This window comes from Nitrosospira multiformis (assembly GCF_003050865.1).
Classification (GTDB): domain Bacteria; phylum Pseudomonadota; class Gammaproteobacteria; order Burkholderiales; family Nitrosomonadaceae; genus Nitrosospira; species Nitrosospira multiformis_E.
Map to the genome: position 1 here is coordinate 40,585 of NZ_QAOK01000009.1, position 16,649 is coordinate 57,233.

17 protein-coding genes are annotated in these 16,649 nt (G+C 51.6%); 8 read left to right on the forward strand and 9 right to left on the reverse strand.

The genetic code is table 11. The features are described 5' to 3' along the window. The first annotated feature begins 160 nt into the window (after window positions 1-160). From C8R21_RS06500 to bamC, 4 genes are all read left to right on the forward strand, one after another. Window positions 161-664, forward strand: coding sequence for a hypothetical protein (locus C8R21_RS06500; RefSeq protein ID WP_107761976.1), 504 nt, complete (start codon window positions 161-163; stop codon window positions 662-664). 113 nt (window positions 665-777) lie between these two features. Beyond that, window positions 778-1,320, forward strand: coding sequence for a hypothetical protein (locus C8R21_RS06505; RefSeq protein WP_107761977.1), 543 nt, complete (start codon window positions 778-780; stop codon window positions 1,318-1,320). An 831-nt stretch (window positions 1,321-2,151) separates the two neighbouring features. Then, a complete protein-coding gene (gene dapA / locus C8R21_RS06515) occupies window positions 2,152-3,054 on the forward strand; it encodes a 4-hydroxy-tetrahydrodipicolinate synthase (protein WP_107762025.1) in 903 nt (300 codons plus the stop codon). A 56-nt stretch (window positions 3,055-3,110) separates the two neighbouring features. Then, window positions 3,111-4,235, forward strand: coding sequence for an outer membrane protein assembly factor BamC (gene bamC, locus C8R21_RS06520; RefSeq protein WP_107761979.1), 1,125 nt, complete (start codon window positions 3,111-3,113; stop codon window positions 4,233-4,235). 272 nt (window positions 4,236-4,507) lie between these two features. On the opposite strand, the gene C8R21_RS06525 is transcribed toward bamC, so the two are convergent. The 5 genes from C8R21_RS06525 to C8R21_RS06545 all read right to left on the reverse strand — a co-directional run bounded on the left by C8R21_RS06525 (window position 4,508) and on the right by C8R21_RS06545 (window position 9,806). Next, entirely contained in the window at window positions 4,508-4,936 is a 429-nt protein-coding gene (locus C8R21_RS06525; protein ID WP_107761980.1) for an OsmC family protein, read from the reverse strand. A gap of 154 nt (window positions 4,937-5,090) precedes the next feature. Beyond that, on the reverse strand, window positions 5,091-6,974 hold the full coding sequence (gene nhaA, locus C8R21_RS06530; protein ID WP_107761981.1) for a Na+/H+ antiporter NhaA: 1,884 nt from the start codon (window positions 6,972-6,974) through the stop codon (window positions 5,091-5,093). Between the two features lie 121 nt (window positions 6,975-7,095). After that, window positions 7,096-7,362: a hypothetical protein gene (locus tag C8R21_RS06535; RefSeq protein WP_258192287.1), complete on the reverse strand. Its 267-nt coding sequence runs from the start codon at window positions 7,360-7,362 to the stop codon at window positions 7,096-7,098. A 150-nt stretch (window positions 7,363-7,512) separates the two neighbouring features. Beyond that, the gene (locus C8R21_RS06540) at window positions 7,513-8,679 is read right to left on the reverse strand and encodes a DUF1624 domain-containing protein (RefSeq protein WP_107762026.1); all 1,167 of its coding nucleotides are present in this window, start codon (window positions 8,677-8,679) and stop codon (window positions 7,513-7,515) included. Window positions 8,680-8,915: 236 nt separating this feature from the next. Continuing rightward, complete coding sequence (locus C8R21_RS06545; protein WP_107761983.1) at window positions 8,916-9,806, reverse strand: LysR family transcriptional regulator; 891 nt, start codon at window positions 9,804-9,806, stop codon at window positions 8,916-8,918. A 954-nt stretch (window positions 9,807-10,760) separates the two neighbouring features. On the opposite strand from C8R21_RS06545, the gene C8R21_RS06550 reads away from it, so the two are divergent. Beyond that, window positions 10,761-12,257 carry an MBOAT family O-acyltransferase gene (locus C8R21_RS06550; protein WP_107761984.1) on the forward strand — a complete coding sequence of 499 codons (1,497 nt, stop codon included), beginning with the start codon at window positions 10,761-10,763 and terminating at the stop codon, window positions 12,255-12,257. A gap of 30 nt (window positions 12,258-12,287) precedes the next feature. Next, window positions 12,288-13,415 (forward strand): alginate O-acetyltransferase AlgX-related protein, encoded by a 1,128-nt coding sequence (locus C8R21_RS06555; protein WP_107761985.1) that lies wholly within the window; start codon window positions 12,288-12,290, stop codon window positions 13,413-13,415. A 17-nt stretch (window positions 13,416-13,432) separates the two neighbouring features. Here the strand turns inward: C8R21_RS06555 and C8R21_RS06560 are convergent, their stop codons facing one another. The 4 genes from C8R21_RS06560 to C8R21_RS06575 form a co-directional block, all read right to left on the reverse strand. After that, window positions 13,433-13,687 carry a hypothetical protein gene (locus C8R21_RS06560; protein WP_258192288.1) on the reverse strand — a complete coding sequence of 85 codons (255 nt, stop codon included), beginning with the start codon at window positions 13,685-13,687 and terminating at the stop codon, window positions 13,433-13,435. 382 nt (window positions 13,688-14,069) lie between these two features. Continuing rightward, the gene (locus C8R21_RS06565; protein ID WP_074974544.1) at window positions 14,070-14,396 is read right to left on the reverse strand and encodes a hypothetical protein; all 327 of its coding nucleotides are present in this window, start codon (window positions 14,394-14,396) and stop codon (window positions 14,070-14,072) included. Between the two features lie 103 nt (window positions 14,397-14,499). Beyond that, a complete protein-coding gene (locus C8R21_RS06570; RefSeq protein ID WP_074974545.1) occupies window positions 14,500-14,721 on the reverse strand; it encodes a hypothetical protein in 222 nt (73 codons plus the stop codon). A gap of 219 nt (window positions 14,722-14,940) precedes the next feature. Continuing rightward, window positions 14,941-15,495: a helix-turn-helix domain-containing protein gene (locus C8R21_RS06575; RefSeq protein WP_107762027.1), complete on the reverse strand. Its 555-nt coding sequence runs from the start codon at window positions 15,493-15,495 to the stop codon at window positions 14,941-14,943. Between the two features lie 254 nt (window positions 15,496-15,749). Between C8R21_RS06575 and C8R21_RS15635 the strand changes: the two genes are divergently transcribed. Both C8R21_RS15635 and C8R21_RS06580 read left to right on the forward strand, forming a co-directional pair. Next, a complete protein-coding gene (locus tag C8R21_RS15635; RefSeq protein WP_146162453.1) occupies window positions 15,750-15,986 on the forward strand; it encodes a hypothetical protein in 237 nt (78 codons plus the stop codon). Beyond that, the gene (locus C8R21_RS06580; RefSeq protein WP_107761987.1) at window positions 15,983-16,507 is read left to right on the forward strand and encodes a hypothetical protein; all 525 of its coding nucleotides are present in this window, start codon (window positions 15,983-15,985) and stop codon (window positions 16,505-16,507) included. The genes C8R21_RS15635 and C8R21_RS06580 overlap by 4 nt, the downstream gene beginning before the upstream one ends. Window positions 16,508-16,649: the final 142 nt, after the last annotated feature.

The window sequence follows — 16,649 nt, forward strand, 5'->3', positions numbered from 1 at the left end:
TTCGTTTTTGTTCATGGTTTGATGTCTCCGTTTTTGCGTTGTTACGCTGATGTGCGAGGAAGAGCTTTCCTATCGGAAGCTCTCAAGGTTGATTAATAGGGGAAGAATTTTTGCACGTGCGAAAATAAGAAAAATTGGGTTCAAATAAGGAGAAATAATATTGGACGTTTTTTACTACTGGAAAGAATTTGAGAACAATGTCAAAGAAGATATGTTGGGCCGATTCGTTTCCAGCAGGGAGCAACTTGAAAAGCTGAAAGACCGCCACCCTGATTATATTTGGGCGTTCATCATTCCGAAAGGACTTGGAGGACAGCGGGGTAAAGGCGATTGCAAGTTGAAGCTTCTTGCCAGGCTGAAGTGGTCTAATTTGCCGCTTGCCGGATTAAGGCCAACGGAAAAGCAAAAACCAATGTCAGAGATCTACTATAACCCTGAAGCTGCCGATTCCATTCTCTATGAAAATACAGATTCAGTTGAAGCACTCGACCTTGTTACCAGCCTGATGAGGTCGAAATATCCGCAGGCATTCAAGGCGATGTTTCGAGGGGCGAATGGCGTACAAGTTATGGAGAAGGACCTTGTAGACAAATTTCGTAAAGAAACTGCTCATTATCCAGGTACACAGTTTTTAACTGGAATAGCCGCACTGGGGTCCAAGTAATGAGTATGACAAAGATGGGCGGGCCTACCCCGGCAGCATGACTGAGCGTGCAGTGGATGGCTGAGGAAGCAACCTGAGCAACAAGGAGCAAGACATTAACCACGGAGCAGAAAATGAACACAGCAGAGCAAGTGCGAATCCTCTCGAAAATTACTACCCACGACAAGGCGGGAAAGCACTTTACGGAGATCTATAACGCCGACGATCTGGCGGAATTGGAGGCAGAAGGGCTAATAGCAATTAGCCGTCCCATAAATGAAGCTAACGGAATTCCATACCCTGAAGAGCATTGGACGGTGAAAGCTACCGAAGATGGACTTGCCCTGGTTGAGGCCTATCCTGAATACCGGGAGTGGGCGACAGGAGGCCGCTTGCCAATCAGATTTGCGGTTGTTCAATCGGGTTACTACGTTTTCGGCGCAGGATTTACCCGCAACGAGGCATTCATGAATGCTACAAGATGGATGGTGGATGAGCGTGGAAACATCGGCGGGCTCTCACCAGAGGCAGTAAAAAATATGATCGTCCAAACCGAAGGCCATGTGAACGGTGATTTGATCCTGCTGTCTGTCGGCCATGAGAATTTCGACTCATACCTGGAGGAGCAAGGCGGATTTGAACAAATTGATGGGGTCTGGTACGCAAGCCGTAATTAACGATGTAAACCACAATCGGTTGGGAAAATAACCCTGATGAGGTACGTCAAGTCCGCCATTCCGCCTGAAGCTGTCGTTTCGGCCACCCGGTAACGATCTCTTTTTCAAATCAATCGGATATTTTCTCGCCGGAGAAAATCTTCCCCACTTTTTCCCGTTTGCTGCTGTCACAGGCCACGCCAGCCGCCCAAGGCCTGAGGCGGTGCGCTTCGCCTGTCATGGCCTGTGATCCGCAAAGCTTTGCGGACGCAGTTGCACTTGAATTCCCTTGAACCCCCTTTCCGCCGGCATGGACCCAGTGCTTCCCGCGCCAATCCCCCCAGGCAAGCGCCCCCATTCCTTTGTGAGGGGGACTTGCTGGGGGGATAAAAGAATACGCGGGAAACAATAGTCCGCTATTGCCTGCTATTCACCCCACCCATTCCCAGCCCTTTCCCGTGATGGAAAAGGCCTCCCCACCGCCGCCGCCCCAAGGCGGAGCGAGGAGAGTCCGAGCGAGAGGATCAGGTTTTTAGATTCTCCATTCCTTGAGCTCATCACTTTTAGGGAAATAACTGAATTACAGGACTTTTCCCATAGCCAATTATTACTCATCTCAAGTTACTTGAGCATTGCGCGCAGCCTCCCCTTCTTATGCGTGGGAGGACAACCACCAGCTGACAGCAGATTCATCCAGGGTGTTTTGGTTTTCATGACTCTCATCGGATTCATCTAAGATGTCGGGAACCCGCTCCTCCTGGTGTTGTCTGACAACGCGACCTGTACCTTCGCGAATATGCTTTGCCGCTGCCGGATTCAGGTAAAATAGCCGTTTTTTTCGAATCTACCTTCATGGATAACGTCGCAATAAAAGGCAGTCTGGTCGCCATTGTCACTCCGATGCATGAAAATGGCGAACTGGATCTGGAGCGTTTCCAATCCTTGATCGACTTTCATGTGACGGAAGGAACTGATGGTATCGTGGTGGTAGGAACCACCGGCGAATCACCGACCGTGGATTTCGAAGAGCACCATTTGCTGATCAAAACCGCAGTGGAACAGGCAGCCGGACGGGTACCGGTAGTTGCGGGAACTGGAGCCAATTCCACGCGCGAGGCAATTGACCTTTCCATTTATGCGAAGAATGCGGGAGCGGATGCAAGCCTGTCAGTCGTACCGTATTACAACAAGCCCACCCAGGAGGGTTTATACCAGCATTTCAGAGCGGTGGCCGAGGCGGTGGATATCCCGCAGATACTATACAACGTGCCCGGCAGGACGGTGGCAGATATCGCCAACGATACGATTCTTCGTCTCGCGCAAATTCCCAACATTGTCGGAATCAAGGATGCAACGGGTGATATCGGTCGGGGGTTCGATCTGTTGTGCCGTGCTCCCGAAGATTTTGCAATCTATAGCGGCGATGATGCCAGTGCCCTGGCTTTGTTGTTGCTCGGCGGGCATGGCGTTATCTCCGTCACCGCCAACGTGGCGCCGAAGCTCATGCATGAGATGTGCACAGCGGCGTTTGCGGGCGACCTGGCTGCTGCCCGCGCTGCGAACAGAAAGCTTTTGAGGTTGCATCTGGATTTATTCATAGAAGCCAATCCTATTCCTGTGAAATGGGCTGTTGCGCAAATGGGATTGATCGGCGAGGGACTGCGGTTGCCACTGACACCATTGTCAGATCGATATCATCAGACTGTCAGGAAAGCGATGAGCGAGGCAGGAATCGATGTGGCGATATCTGTTTAAATGACTGCCCGAATTCGAGAGCCTGGGGCAGGATTTTCAGGAATCAAGTATTGCACATGAGATCGCAGATAATGGTTGCGCTGTGTCTGGCCGCGGCCGTTGCAGGATGCAGTGTTTTCTCGGACATTTTGCCGGAAGCTAAAAAGATCAATTATAAATCGGCGGGCAAACTTCCACCTCTGGAGATTCCACCTGATCTGACCGCACCGGGTTCGGACGAGCGTTATCATGTTCCGGATATCAGTCCCACCGGAGTTGCGACTTTTTCCTCCTACGACAAGGAGCGCAGCAAGACGGCAGGTATCACCACCGGAGGAGCTTCCATCCTGCCCTCGATGGATGAGGCCGGAGTACGGATGGAACGTTCGGGCACGCAGCGCTGGCTTGTTGTAAATGGCGAGCCGGAGGAAATATGGCCGATCGTCAGGGATTTCTGGCAGGAACTGGGCTTTCTCATCAAGATTGAAATGCCTGAAGCCGGCGTGATGGAAACGGATTGGGCGGAAAATCGCGCGAAAATTCCCGAAGATATTATTCGGAATACGCTTGGCAAGCTTCTGGACAGCATGTATTCAACGGGTGAGCGTGACAAGTTTCGCACGCGTCTGGAGCGCGGTGAGAGCGGTACTACGGAGATCTATATCAGCCATCGCGGCATGGACGAGGTGATCGAGGGCGCCAACGTACGGACTGTATGGCAACCGCGCCCCTCTGATCCTGACCTGGAAGCGGAGATGCTTTCCCGCCTGATGATGCGCTTTGGCGTGACGGAGGAGCGCGCCAGAAGCGCAGTGGCGAGCATGGGCGTTCAGGAGCGTGCGCGCCTCAATGGCGAAAAAGGCGGGATACTGACCGTAACCGAAGCTTTCGACCGATCGTGGCGACGCGTCGGACTGGCGCTGGATCGTATCGGATTTACCGTCGAAGACCGAAACCGCTCTCAGGGAGTTTACTTTGTGCGCTATGTAAATCCGGATGCAGAAAACGGCGCAGGGACCGGTTTGCTTTCGAAGCTTGCATTCTGGCGTGGCGAGGATAGCGATAAGCCGGATCAATACCGCATCCAGTTAAGCGAAGCGGGGGCCAATACCGACGTCACCGTGTTGAACAAGGATGGCGTGGCGGAGGATTCCGGCGACGCAAAGCGCATATTGAAGCTGCTATATGAGCAGTTGAAGTAATCACCTTCGGTTGCTATTGCCCGTGTAGCTGTATGTCTGATTCGTACTCGGTGGGTCCGATCCAGCCGCATGAGCGTTGCAGCAAGCCTCATGTGTTGAGGTCTCGGGCTTTGCTCCAACGATCTGGCGGTATCATCGGTGCTGCCGCCAGGTATCTCGGAGCGAAGGTTGATATGCTTTCTTCCAGCTATCTGGCAAGTTCCGGGTAAATCCGGTTATTCGCCGTGTAATATGTCGGCGAATGGCGCTCCGATCGCTTTATCGGGCAATAACTATGTTTTCAGCCTTGCATCCATTGTTATTTTTGCCTTGAATAGTTTGGATACGGGGCAGCCTTCCTTTGCCTTGCTCGCGATCTCTTCGAATTTCGCCTGATCTGTCCCCGGTATTTTGGCGGCAACGTCAAGGTGGATAGTGGTAATCTCGAAGCCTTCTCCAACTTTATCGAGCGTGACAGCAGCGTGCGTCTCGATTTTCTCCGGCGTCAAACCAGCTTCTCCGAGCATCAGGGAGAGCGCCATCGAGAAACAGCCTGCGTGTGCGGCGCCGATGAGTTCTTCCGGATTGGTGCCCTTGCCATTTTCAAATCTCGATTTGAAACCGTAAGGTGCTTCGCTCAGTACACCCGTTTCGGTGGAAATCGTTCCGCCCCCGTCCTTGATTCCACCTTTCCAAACTGCCCACGCCTTCTTTGTAGTCATATTTCCTCCTCATATGGAAAAGTTATCGTTTACTTTCATCGTATAGCTTGATTATCACCAGTTGTTTCAGAAAATGGTTTTACCGCCCGGATATCTGCTTCATTTTTACCTTCGCTTCCAGCGCGTCCCCTTGCTATTTCGACCTGGACCGTTTCTACTCACGCTCATGGATTTTTTCTTCCTCTGCCTGTGCATTCCAGAGTATGGCGACACCGATGACTGCCGAGAGGATCGATCCTCCGAAAATTGCGATTTTGGCGGCCGCATAATCGCTTACCTCGGAGAAGGCCTGGCCGGCTATGAAAAGTGACATGGTAAAACCGATTCCGGCGAGGGCTCCTGCTCCCCCAAGCTGTCGCCAGGAATAGGCATCTGGTTTGGTGGCAAAGCCCAGTTGAACAGCGGTTACGGTGGCAGTGATAAATCCGAGAGGTTTGCCGATGACCAATGCTGTTGCGGTGCCAAGTATTAACGGTACGTGCTCGCTGAATACGCTTGTCTCTACAACCATTCCTGCATTCGCGAACGCAAACACCGGCAATACCAGAAAGCTCGATCTTGGCGCCAGGTGCCGGAGCATGCGATCAGCGGGAGATTCCAAACGGTCATGAATGGCATCCAACGCCTCCAGCGCAGGTTCGGAAGGGCCGTAATGCATGACCTCCCTCCCGCGCCGGGTTTCGGCGGTCAGAATGGCATCCGCCTGAAGCATGAGTGCGCGAAGATTGGGCGGCGGGCGTGTAGGAATGAACAATGCGAGAATGATGCCTGCCAGCGTAGCATGTATCCCGCTTGCGTACACACAAGCCCATAGGGCGATTCCGAGAATCACATACGGAGACGCACGATACACGCTGCCCTTATTGAGCAGCGCCAGTAATCCCGCAATCGCGGCTGCGCTGCCCAGATAACCGATATGCAGTTCACCTGAATAAAAAATTGCAACGACAATGATTGCCCCAATATCATCGACAATGGCAGCCGCGGTAAGGAAGACACGTAGCTCGACAGGAACGCGCCTGCCCATCATGGCAATCAGCGCAACCGCAAACGCCGTATCCGTTGCCATTGGGATACCCCATCCATATGACCATGTGCCATCAGCCCCCTCCGATCCCGGAGCGATTGGCGGTCCTGACGGCACCAGAATCAGATAAAGCAAGGCGGGAGCAGCCATGCCTCCAGTCGCTGCGGCGATTGGCAACATTGCGGATCGCCGGTCTGCAAGATGTCCCACGGTGAACTCGCGCTTGATTTCGAGACCGACAACCAGGAAAAAGATCACCAGCAATCCGTCATTTATCCAATGACGCAATGAAAGCTCAAAAGTGCTATGCTGGAAAGTAACCCCGAGGCGTTGTTCCCACATTTCATTGAAATCAGGACCGAAAGCGGAGTTGCTCAGAATAACCGCGAGTCCGGTGGCAAGCAGCAGCATGATTCCAGTCGAAGGCGCCCATTTGGCGAAATCCAGCGCGGCAGAATGCATAACGTGGCCAAGCGAGCCAAGCATTGCTTCAGAGAGTGAACGCACATCCCAGGGGCCATCGTAACGTCGATCATTGATGAAGAATGTCGGCGTGACGGTGACACCGCTGGCATCTGCGCTGCCTATATCCGCATCTACGCGATCTCTTGCTCTTGCTGCTGCTTCTTCCTGTTCGGCTCCTTTATTCCCATCCAGCTTCAAATCAGAAATAATGGTGCGCAGATCGTCTGCGTTCAGCTTGTCAGATCGGCTCATCAGTGCGACATGCAGATTCCAGAATCGAGCGGGATCATCGTATGATTCCACCAGTTCAGCTGCACGTCGCGCAATTTTGCTTCCTGCCAACGGGCGATGGCGAAATACATAGCGCATGCGGTTGCCAAACCGGCTTCGCAGCTCGGCAACGCGCTCGTGTGCAGAGCGTGAGGGCGCATCGGCGTAACTACCATACTCGACCAGGGTAATTTCGGCATCCGCTGGTCCCAATGTATGGTCATACGCTTCGTCGACCGGCCTGTCGAGGCGATTTGGTGGCGGTTCAGGATTCATCAGAGATCGAGCGTATCAAATATATTCGCTCACTCCTGGCAATGGCGCCGAGGGTTTACTGCTTTTTGCTATCTATCCTGCTCGGTGAATTGGGACTGCAAAGCGAACTGCTGCACTTCGCTTAATAGATGAGAAACGGGTTGTATGTTTCCGCCAGCACGGGGGTCGCGAGCTCTTGGTCCTCAAGGCGTTCGATTGCTCTCGACAATGCGTCTCGAAGCTCTCGAGCCTGTTCAGCCTGCATTACGTAGGGCCTGCCAGGATCTGCCTCCGCAAGCTTTTGCTGCTCGTGAGATAAAAATGGAAACCGGACCGAGAGCAATCCATCGATAGGTTCTGTTTTTATTTCCCATCCGGTGATGGGGAATTGAAAAAGATCGTCACCCATTACAGCAACTCCTGTCATTCTCTGAAACCCGAAGCCTAACAAAAGGAACGATTTTTTTTCGTTGGATAGCGCACATATAGGAACATTTGGCGTGCAACGTGACCTGTTTCCCGTCTCCTCTGGAATTTACCCCTCAGACTTACGGCTTCCTTAGATATAAGGCGTCCACCAGCTGCCGCGGCGCCGGGACTTTAATGCCGCGAACCGCCGGCAGATGGGATAGAGCACTGCGGTGACTATCACCCAAACAAGGTAAACAACTGGAAGGCTGAATCCCCACCAGGGCGGAAATTCCCACGAAGAAGTCATGAATGAGCTGATATCGGCTCCCATTGCAAACGCAATGAGCAGGGCGAGCCCGTGAATAAAATACAGATGAATGAGATAGAAAAACAGGGGCACGCGTCCAAAAGTGATAAGAAAACGCCCCGCGCCGCCATGCGGCCCATGCGCCTCATGCCACCATTCAAATGCAGATATCAGCAGTAACATGAGTCCGAGCGTCATCAGGAGATAGAGCAGTGACGGCGGATATTTTGTCGTATTCAGGAAGGATAGCAGGGTAAACACCGAGGTTTCCTGCACAACCCATGAATCCGGATCGCCATAGATATTCAAGGCTCGGAGAATGAGGAAGCCTGCGACAAGAATAACCCCGCATTCAAGCACCGCCTTTATTCTTGCCTTTGATGGCAGCAGCATGAGAGGACCAAATGCATAGCCTGCGGCCATTACCCCGATCCAGGGGATGAGGGGATACACTACCGGGAAGTGGGGGATATGGAGCGCACTCAATAGCCATCCTTTCCAGGTGAGTGAGCCGCTCGCTGCCTGAAAATCCTCAAGCCGTATGCCGTCGAGCAGGTTGTGAGTCAAGATCATGCCGATGCCAAAGCCGGCTATCGCCCATAGCGGCAGATAGACGAGTGCCGCGAGAGCAATCATCGACCAGCCCAGCGCCCAGATTACCTGCAGATCCATCAAGCTGTAATCCAGGTTGAAGAACCAGGCAAAACGCACAACCGTCAGCTCAAGAAATACCAGCCACAATCCCCGCAGGAGTAACCGTTTCGCCAGTTGTGAGCGCCTCATGCCTCTGGATGCAGACAGATAGGCGCTCGTGCCCGCCAGAAAGACAAATACCGGTGCGCACAGGTTGGTGATCCAGCGGGTCAGGAAGATAGCGGGAGTGGTACGCGCAAGATCAGTGGAGCTAAAATCCGCATCGGTGAAAAATCCCCGCACATGGTCAAGCGCCATGAGCACCATCACCAGCCCACGCATGAGGTCGATGGACGTTATGTAGGGAGCACTCATAGTGGAATTTGCAGGTGAACGCGAGCTTTGCATGGATTTGCTTGAGTCTTTTTCCTATTCCTGAATGTGGATTATCTGTAGCAGTATCCACCTTCTTGCTTGCAGGCGGGCATGAGGTGTCCATCCGCAAGATCATTGCCCCCTACACGCGTCGCTCGCCAACTGTCCAGTTGCGGCAAGATTGGCCGACGGGCATACGTTTATGACAATTCCAGCATCTTTTTAAACCCCGTGTTTTAAACCCCGTGTTTTAAACCCCGTGGCAGGCGCTCCTGTAAGAACTCGATGAAGCACTGTGTCTTTGCAGGCAGAAATCGGGTCTCAGTGACGGCATAGACTGATACCGGAGTGCCATGCCATTGAGGCAGTACGCGACGCAACCGCCCGCTGGCAAGATCATCGGTGACAATTTCCTCCAGCATCATGATAATGCCCATATCGAGTGTTCCCAAGCGGAGAATCATGGCGACGCTGTTGAGCGTGAACCGGCTACTGATAGAAACTTTGAGGGTGTGCGCCCCATCATGCAGTGTCCACGTACCGGTCTTCAGGAGGCTCAGACACTCATGGTGCTCCAGATCGGCAGGCTCGACAGGTTCTCCCGAGCGGTCGAGATAACGGGGTGAAGCGTAAAGGTACGTAGGGAGCACGGCCAGTGGACGCGCGATCAACTGCGAATTCTCTGGTTCTCCCAGGCGGATCGCCACATCGAAAGGCTCGCTCACCAGATCGACCCGCCGTGATGTGAGATCGAAATCGAAAGTGATGCCGGGATAGAGGTCTGCAAATTCGGCAACCAAAGGCGCCAAGTAGGCTACGGTAAAATCCACAGGTAGTGAAGCGCGTAGCACTCCGCTGGGCTGTGCGAGCATTTTGCCGAGTTGTTCATGGGCAAGCCTGGCTTCATCGACGATGCGCTTACAGCGCTCGTAATAGATCTGACCAGCCTCGGTTAGCTCAATCTTGCGGGTTGTACGATGCAAAAGGCGCAGTCCAATTGCCTTCTCCAACCCACTGATCCTTCGGGACAGAGTTGAGTTCGGCATTCCGATAGTATCGGCAGCACCGCGAAAGCCCTTGGCCTTGACAACTTCCACGAACAAGGCCATGTCATTCAAAAATTCCATACTAATTGCTCCAAATGTAGAGCAATGTTATCCAAAAAATAGCCTTTATTCTATATAAAAAGCAGTGGATAATTCCACTCCCACGGTAAGGTTATTATAAAGTTTTAGGGAGTTATTTTATGAAGCATATTATTAATGCAGTTACTATTGCTCTGTCAGTTATGCTGATAGCCGTGTGGTCGTCCTTCGGTGCCGATTAATGAAAGAGAAAGGGAGAATTATGAAAAAATTATTGCAGGTGGAATAATAGAGTATGCATACGGACTGGATGCTAATGGATCATGCCTGAAAGAAGGTGAAGATGGCATCTGGAGATAGCGGCCAGTTCTGACTCCGGACGTGTAGGCTTGCGCACATGCAAAGTGCGGCCATCGGCATACCGGAAAGAGGCGTGTTCCCCGCATGCGCGGGGATGAATCGCCGTGGGTCGCGCTCATCGAACGATAGCAAGGACACCGGCTGGGGATTTCTAGTGATGGTTGTCGCTCTTGCAGGACTCGTTCGTGGCCTCATCCACCGCTGGAACCAAAGAAACCAGCAGGATAGCCAATAATAAGAATAAGCTAAAGCTACCTAATTAATTACGTCACAAGTCACGCACCAGTATGCTGGTTTCGCTCCGACTGTTCGCTCGGATTCCTCGTTAAACTGGTGAATTGCCTGCGACAGATCGGCTCAAGTGCGGGAGTTTATCCGATGGGATCAACACCACCACGGCCGGAGGTCAGTTAGTCTTTCATATCAGCCTCCAATATAAAACGGACATTGCTCAACCAGCATATTCTTTGAGCCTGTGAAGTAATACCTGACTTCTCATCCGGACGCAAATCGCTCGGAGCCGGGAACTTCGGCTGATCAGCAAGTTGTACGTTAATGGTTGGAATAATAAGCGGCCGGAACATTTTTTTCCGGACAAGGCGTCGGTCTAACTTTAGATAATAAAGTCGTACACAGATGATTTTCAGCTCTCCAAAGTTCATCCTGTTATTTCTACCCATTGCGTTTCTCGGGTACTTTTTCCTGAATCGAAATCGGCTCATCCTGGCGGGCAAGGCTTGGCTGGTAATTGTGAGCCTGTTCTTTTACGCGTACTGGAATATCGCTTACCTGCCGCTTCTTCTTGGGTCCATATTATTTAACTTCGCGATCGGCATGATGCTTTCGCGGAATTCCGCCTGTTCGACCTCGGGGCGTTTATGGTTTTCTTCCCGTTTTGTTCTGGCGGGGGGTATTGCTGCGAATCTTGCGTTGCTTGGCTATTTCAAGTATGCAGACTTCCTGGTAGATAACATTAATAGCGTTTTTAACGCTGGCCTTATTTCGCCACACATTCTTCTGCCATTGGGCATCAGTTTCTTTACGTTCACTCAGATAGCCTACCTGGTGGATAGTTACCGGGGAGAGACGGGAGAATATGATTTCCTCAACTATGCCCTGTTTGTAACTTTCTTTCCTCACCTGATAGCAGGTCCGATCCTGCATCACCGTGAGATGATGTCGCAATTCAAATCGCGCTGGACGCTGGCGATACGCTATCGGAATATCGCCCTGGGGCTGTTTATTTTCAGTATCGGCCTGTTCAAGAAGGTAGTTATTGCAGATACCTTTGCGATCTGGGCAAATGCCGGCTTCGATGTCGCGGATGAGGGATCAAGCCTTGATTTTTTCAGTGCCTGGGCAGCGAGCCTTTCATATACCTTTCAACTTTATTTCGATTTCAGCGGTTACTGTGACATGGCAATTGGGGCAGCGCTTCTGTTCAATATCTGGTTGCCCATCAATTTCAATTCTCCCTATCAGGCGCTGAATATTCAGGATTTCTGGCGAAGGTGGCACATAACACTCAGCCGCTACCTGCGTGATTACCTCTATATTCCCTTGGGCGGTAGCAGGTGTTCTACCCCGCGAGTCTGTTTCAATCTCATGGCAACCTTTATATTAGGCGGACTCTGGCATGGCGCAAGCTGGATGTTCATCATATGGGGCGCGCTGCACGGTATCGCGCTCGTTGCATATCGGGCATGGAGTGGATCAGGTTTGCGCATGCCCAAAGCTATGGCATGGCTGCTGACGTTCAACTTCATCAACATTTCCTGGGTTTTCTTTCGCGCCAGCACCCTTGACGATGCGCTGAGAGTGATATGGGGAATGATGGATATCAACTCGGTCATTAATTTGCCACTGCTTCAGGTGCCAACAAGTAGCCTGGTTTGGGGTGGGTGGTTTTCGGATCATCTCCTGAGATGGCTGCCCGTTGGTCTTGCCTCAAACCTGTTCTGCTTCACCATGATCCTGCTCACGTTGGGAATCATCGGTCAGAAGAATTCGTTTGAGCTGATGATGGGCGGTCAGGGCGCGATAAAGCTCTCGGGAGCGCTTCTGTTATTCTGCATCGCGATGTATTTCACGATGGTAACAACGAGTTCGATATTCCTTTATTTCAATTTCTAAGCGAACCTGGGCGTGAAAAGAACAGTTTTTATGTTTGTTGGCGCGGTCCTGCTTGTATTGGCCGTGGTGCCGGCTATCAATCTGAATGCAGGAATCTGGCAAAAGAACGACGGGCAGGAATGGTGGAGCGAATCCGTACTCTACAACTTTGACTTTGCATTGCCCTTCCTGAGCCGGTTCTTTTATCCCCATGGGATTTCGACTAATCCCGACCAAGTGTTTATTGGAAAGGAAGACTGGCTCTATCTAGGGGAGGAATATGGAAAAACAATCACCGGTGTACGCCGTGGCGCAACTGTTGAGGATGAAAGAGTTGCCGGGGTAATCGGTCGTGCGACTGCGTCATGGAATCGGTGGTTGAATCATAACGGCATTAGTATGTTTCGAGTCATGCTGGGCCCTGATAAGGCTACCATCTATCCCGAATTTCTCCCCGATTGGGCGCAGCCTGCTGCCGCGACAGCAACGGATACGTTACTGGCTAATGTTAAACGGGGACTTTACGTTGACACTCGTCCAGCTCTGAGAACGGCAAAATCTAAATTTTCAGAATCGCTCTACTACAAAACGGATACCCATTGGAATAGCCTTGGAGCCTGGGTGGCTTTTCAGGCTTTTGAAATGGACATTGCCCGCGCTGAACCGGGGCTCCGTCTGCTATCGGAGAAAGACGTGCGTGTTTTGGGGGTTAACCAGCGCCAGGGGGGTGATCTGGCGAAATTTCTGAGATTGAAGGAAACACTGCGAGATAACGAGGTCGTCATCGATATCATCAGCGACCGCCCTATCGAAACGAAGCAGTACGACTTTGAAACAGGCCGGCTCAAGCGATCTGGCGGGAATCCTCAAGTTCATACTGCACAACGCCCGTTGCTTGTCAAATCTGAACAGGCCTTGAATCAGAAGCGAGTCCTATGGCTGCGTGACTCTTTTGGAACCGCAATGGCGCCGTTTATGGCTGTCACTTTCAGCGAAACGCTGCAACTTCACTATGACGCAGCAAACCCAGAGTTGTTTGCCCGGTTGGTGAACAGCTTCAAGCCAGATTACGTCTTCATCACAGTAGTGGAACGGGGAGCTCGAAGGAAGAGGTTCGGAAGCCTTCCGCCATTGATATCCGCTTCCGGAAAACCGGAAATTTTGTCTCAGCAGCCGTAGCTCGTTATCGTCGCGACCTATTCATTAACCTCCTTCCATTTAGCAGCTGCCAAACAAACCGCTTCACGCAGGGTGACGGCGCTGCTTCTGATTTCATCGCAATACAAGGTGAATCCGCCGCGACATTGCTGAGTAGGGCGCGTATAAACCGCCTGGTCGCAGTATTCGCTTAACCAGTCAAGTATCTCGGCATCTGAGAGATCAAGGGGGGCAGGACGATGTTCGGTCCACGCTGCCATCCAGCTCATCCATCGTCCTACCCCGTTTCCCATCACGCTCTCCCTCGCTCTACCATAGTTTGCCCTTTCAAATCGGGCTCAAGTTCCGCGCCAGGCACGGCCTGGATATTTCTTTGTGCCTTTCCCTTCCCTGACCGCTTGTCTTTCGACGCCCTGAGGGTCTTACTCGATCGAGGCTATGCCTGAGGCAGGCTGCACGTCTGTTTCACGGATGTTGCAACACCAGGACCGATTAACTGTGGTGTTGCAACATGGAGAGCATAATACAAGTATAACTTGTAATTGTCAAGACAAACTTGTGAAAAGTAAACTTGTAAGCCTGTTTACAAGTATCGAATGGAAGGAGGGGTTGAGTTTTGAAAGGATCAGGATGGGGCAATCGCTGGAAGCCTTGGGAAATACGGATAAATGCAAGTTAACGGCCGGGAACCCTGACAAAAGGAACTTCAGCCTGGCGCTCGTGCGTTCTGCCAGGGCCAAACTCCATCACATGATCATCACGAAGGATGACCGAATAATCGACAGCATCCCGATAGGGTCCGCCGAATAAGGACCAGGAGTGCCGGCGATCGATATAGAGCAATGCCTCATAATCGCCATTGCGCTGATAGCCATCCGGATTACCCGCAATGCTTATTACTTGGGCTTTTGTCATGCCTTCCCGGACGCCTGACATTTTTCCTGTGATAACACACGAAGAAAGCACCAGCATACTGAGCAAGGCAGCAATAAGATTTTTCATATGAACTCCAGATCGATAAAAAAGGCGAAAAAAGGGAAGAATATATAAAAATTATAAAAAATAAATGTGTTATTTCGCGCTAAATTTCCGCCTTCCGGACAAATCAGCTCTCCAGTTCCCGGATAAGCAATGCAACTTCCGCTACTTCACCCAGCACCTCCTTTACTGCCTGCTCAAGTGTATACCTCCTTTTTTCGAGTTCCCGCAACTCCTCGGGGAATTGCATAATATATTTGTCACGTTTTGCACGTGCCTTTTCTGAAACATGAAAAGCGAGCAGCATCTCCGTGCTGTCATACGGCAGTCTATTTGCTAATGGTCTCATGATGGCAGGAGTGTTACTGGCGTATCACTGGTCCAGATTATTTATTGCAAGGCGCACCAACTCTTCTATTATCCCGATGATATTCACGAATGAGTGACGCGAATATGGTCCGTATTTCCGTACGTATCTTTTCTTTTTATAAACATACTGCTACAACAGGGTCAGCCTCGGCGCCTGTCATTTTTGCGGCGATCCGGTCCGTGCCTGGAAAACTGTCGTCTATCTGATTGCCGTCTTTCCCCTGACCTTTGTTCTACTCTCGGGCATCCGACGCGGAGGAAAAGCTGGAGGTGGATGAGGAGGCAGATCCGGTACCGGCAACGGTTTCAGATCTACCGAAGGAACCGCCTCAGCCACTTCGGCAGATGATTCGCCGACCAGGGCCTTGCTTATTGTTACCAGGCGCGCTGCATCTTCTTTAGACATGCGCCGCATTGCTTCGATAACCTGATTGATAAGTGCATCGTTCTCCGAAACCGGTTTCTCAGCGACGCGGGGAGAAGTGCCTCGGGTTCCACGTGCCCGCTTCTCCGGCTGAGGCGATACAGTAGTATCAGGCGCAGCCGGAACTTCCAGTGGTATCCCGAAATGCATCATCGCTGGGGGCAGCTTGAGCACTTCCGCGATCCTGTTCAGTCTTTTTCCGCGAGGTTGCGTAGCACCAGATTCCCACTGCTGAACCGCTTGTGGAGATACGCCCACGAGCTCGGCCAGCTCCGACTGGTTCAATTTAAGCTTTTCGCGCCCCTCGCGAATTATCCGCGCAATGTCCATGCCATCATAATACAAGTAATTCTTGCACCCCGCTTACAAGTTTCCCTTGACATATACAAGTAAAACTTGTAACAATATCTCTTATTGGAAATCTTCAAGCAAGAAAGGTTCACCTCACAGGGGACCACAAAGCAATACCACTTATCGTCGAACAAATGGCTCTGCACCCTGAATGACTACAGATGTATCGGGTAACTATCAGCAACAGCCTGTGGCACAGGCATTCACACAAGGAAGGAATCGGAGCGTAACCAATGAGAACAGGTATCAGAAGAGCAGACATCGAAAAGCACGATATGCGCTTGCCTCTTGAGCGTTGGGAGTACGGAAATCCAGAAGCGGTTGCAGAGCGCAGGCAGCCTCGATCATGCCACGGCTGCCGGTATGAGTCGAAAATCCAGATGGGGTGGAATAACCTGGAGTTCTGTGAAAAAGGGCGAAAACACGGCGTTCGTTGTACATTTTTTCAAAAAAGGGAATATGAAAAATGAAGTTTAATGATCCGCAGCATGCATTGAGCTGGGCGTATGAAACCACTAGCCGTCCGATCGTAAAAATCTCATCCGTTAACGCAATGCGTGGACCTGACAGAGCAGGGGAGGGCGGCGCAAATGGTGAATTGACCGCGCACGATCTTCACGCGCAGGCCGCGCTGATTCTAAGCTTATGCAATCGCATACTATCTGATCTGCATATTGCGTACATAAATGTTCAATTCGGCCGGGAGGCGAGCGGGTTCGGTCTGCTCAGCCGGCACCTCGCTGCAAATTTTGGGACGGGAATCCACAACCGCAGGGGTATCGAGCAGATAATTCGCGCCTACTGTGGCCAAAAGATCGGGTTGCGTGAAATCAGGAAAACTATGGCTTGTGGAATGCTCAAGGCGGCCTCATTGCGTAATCGTGGTTATGACGCACTCGATCTGATTCATGATCAGGCGATGGATATACTGCAAAGGGAGATGGAAAGCCGTGGTCTGCTGCGGAGTCCGGTGGTCAGTGAAATGGCGTAATTAGATCAGACCAGAAGAAGATCGAGCTGAGTGCGCCGTAAACATCTTGCCCCGGCTCGATCCTGGTGCCTCCCCGGTTCAGAAGGGGTTCTGTAACGATTCTGCTTTCTTTCGGTTGGGTACGCCACCGCACAGAATTCGC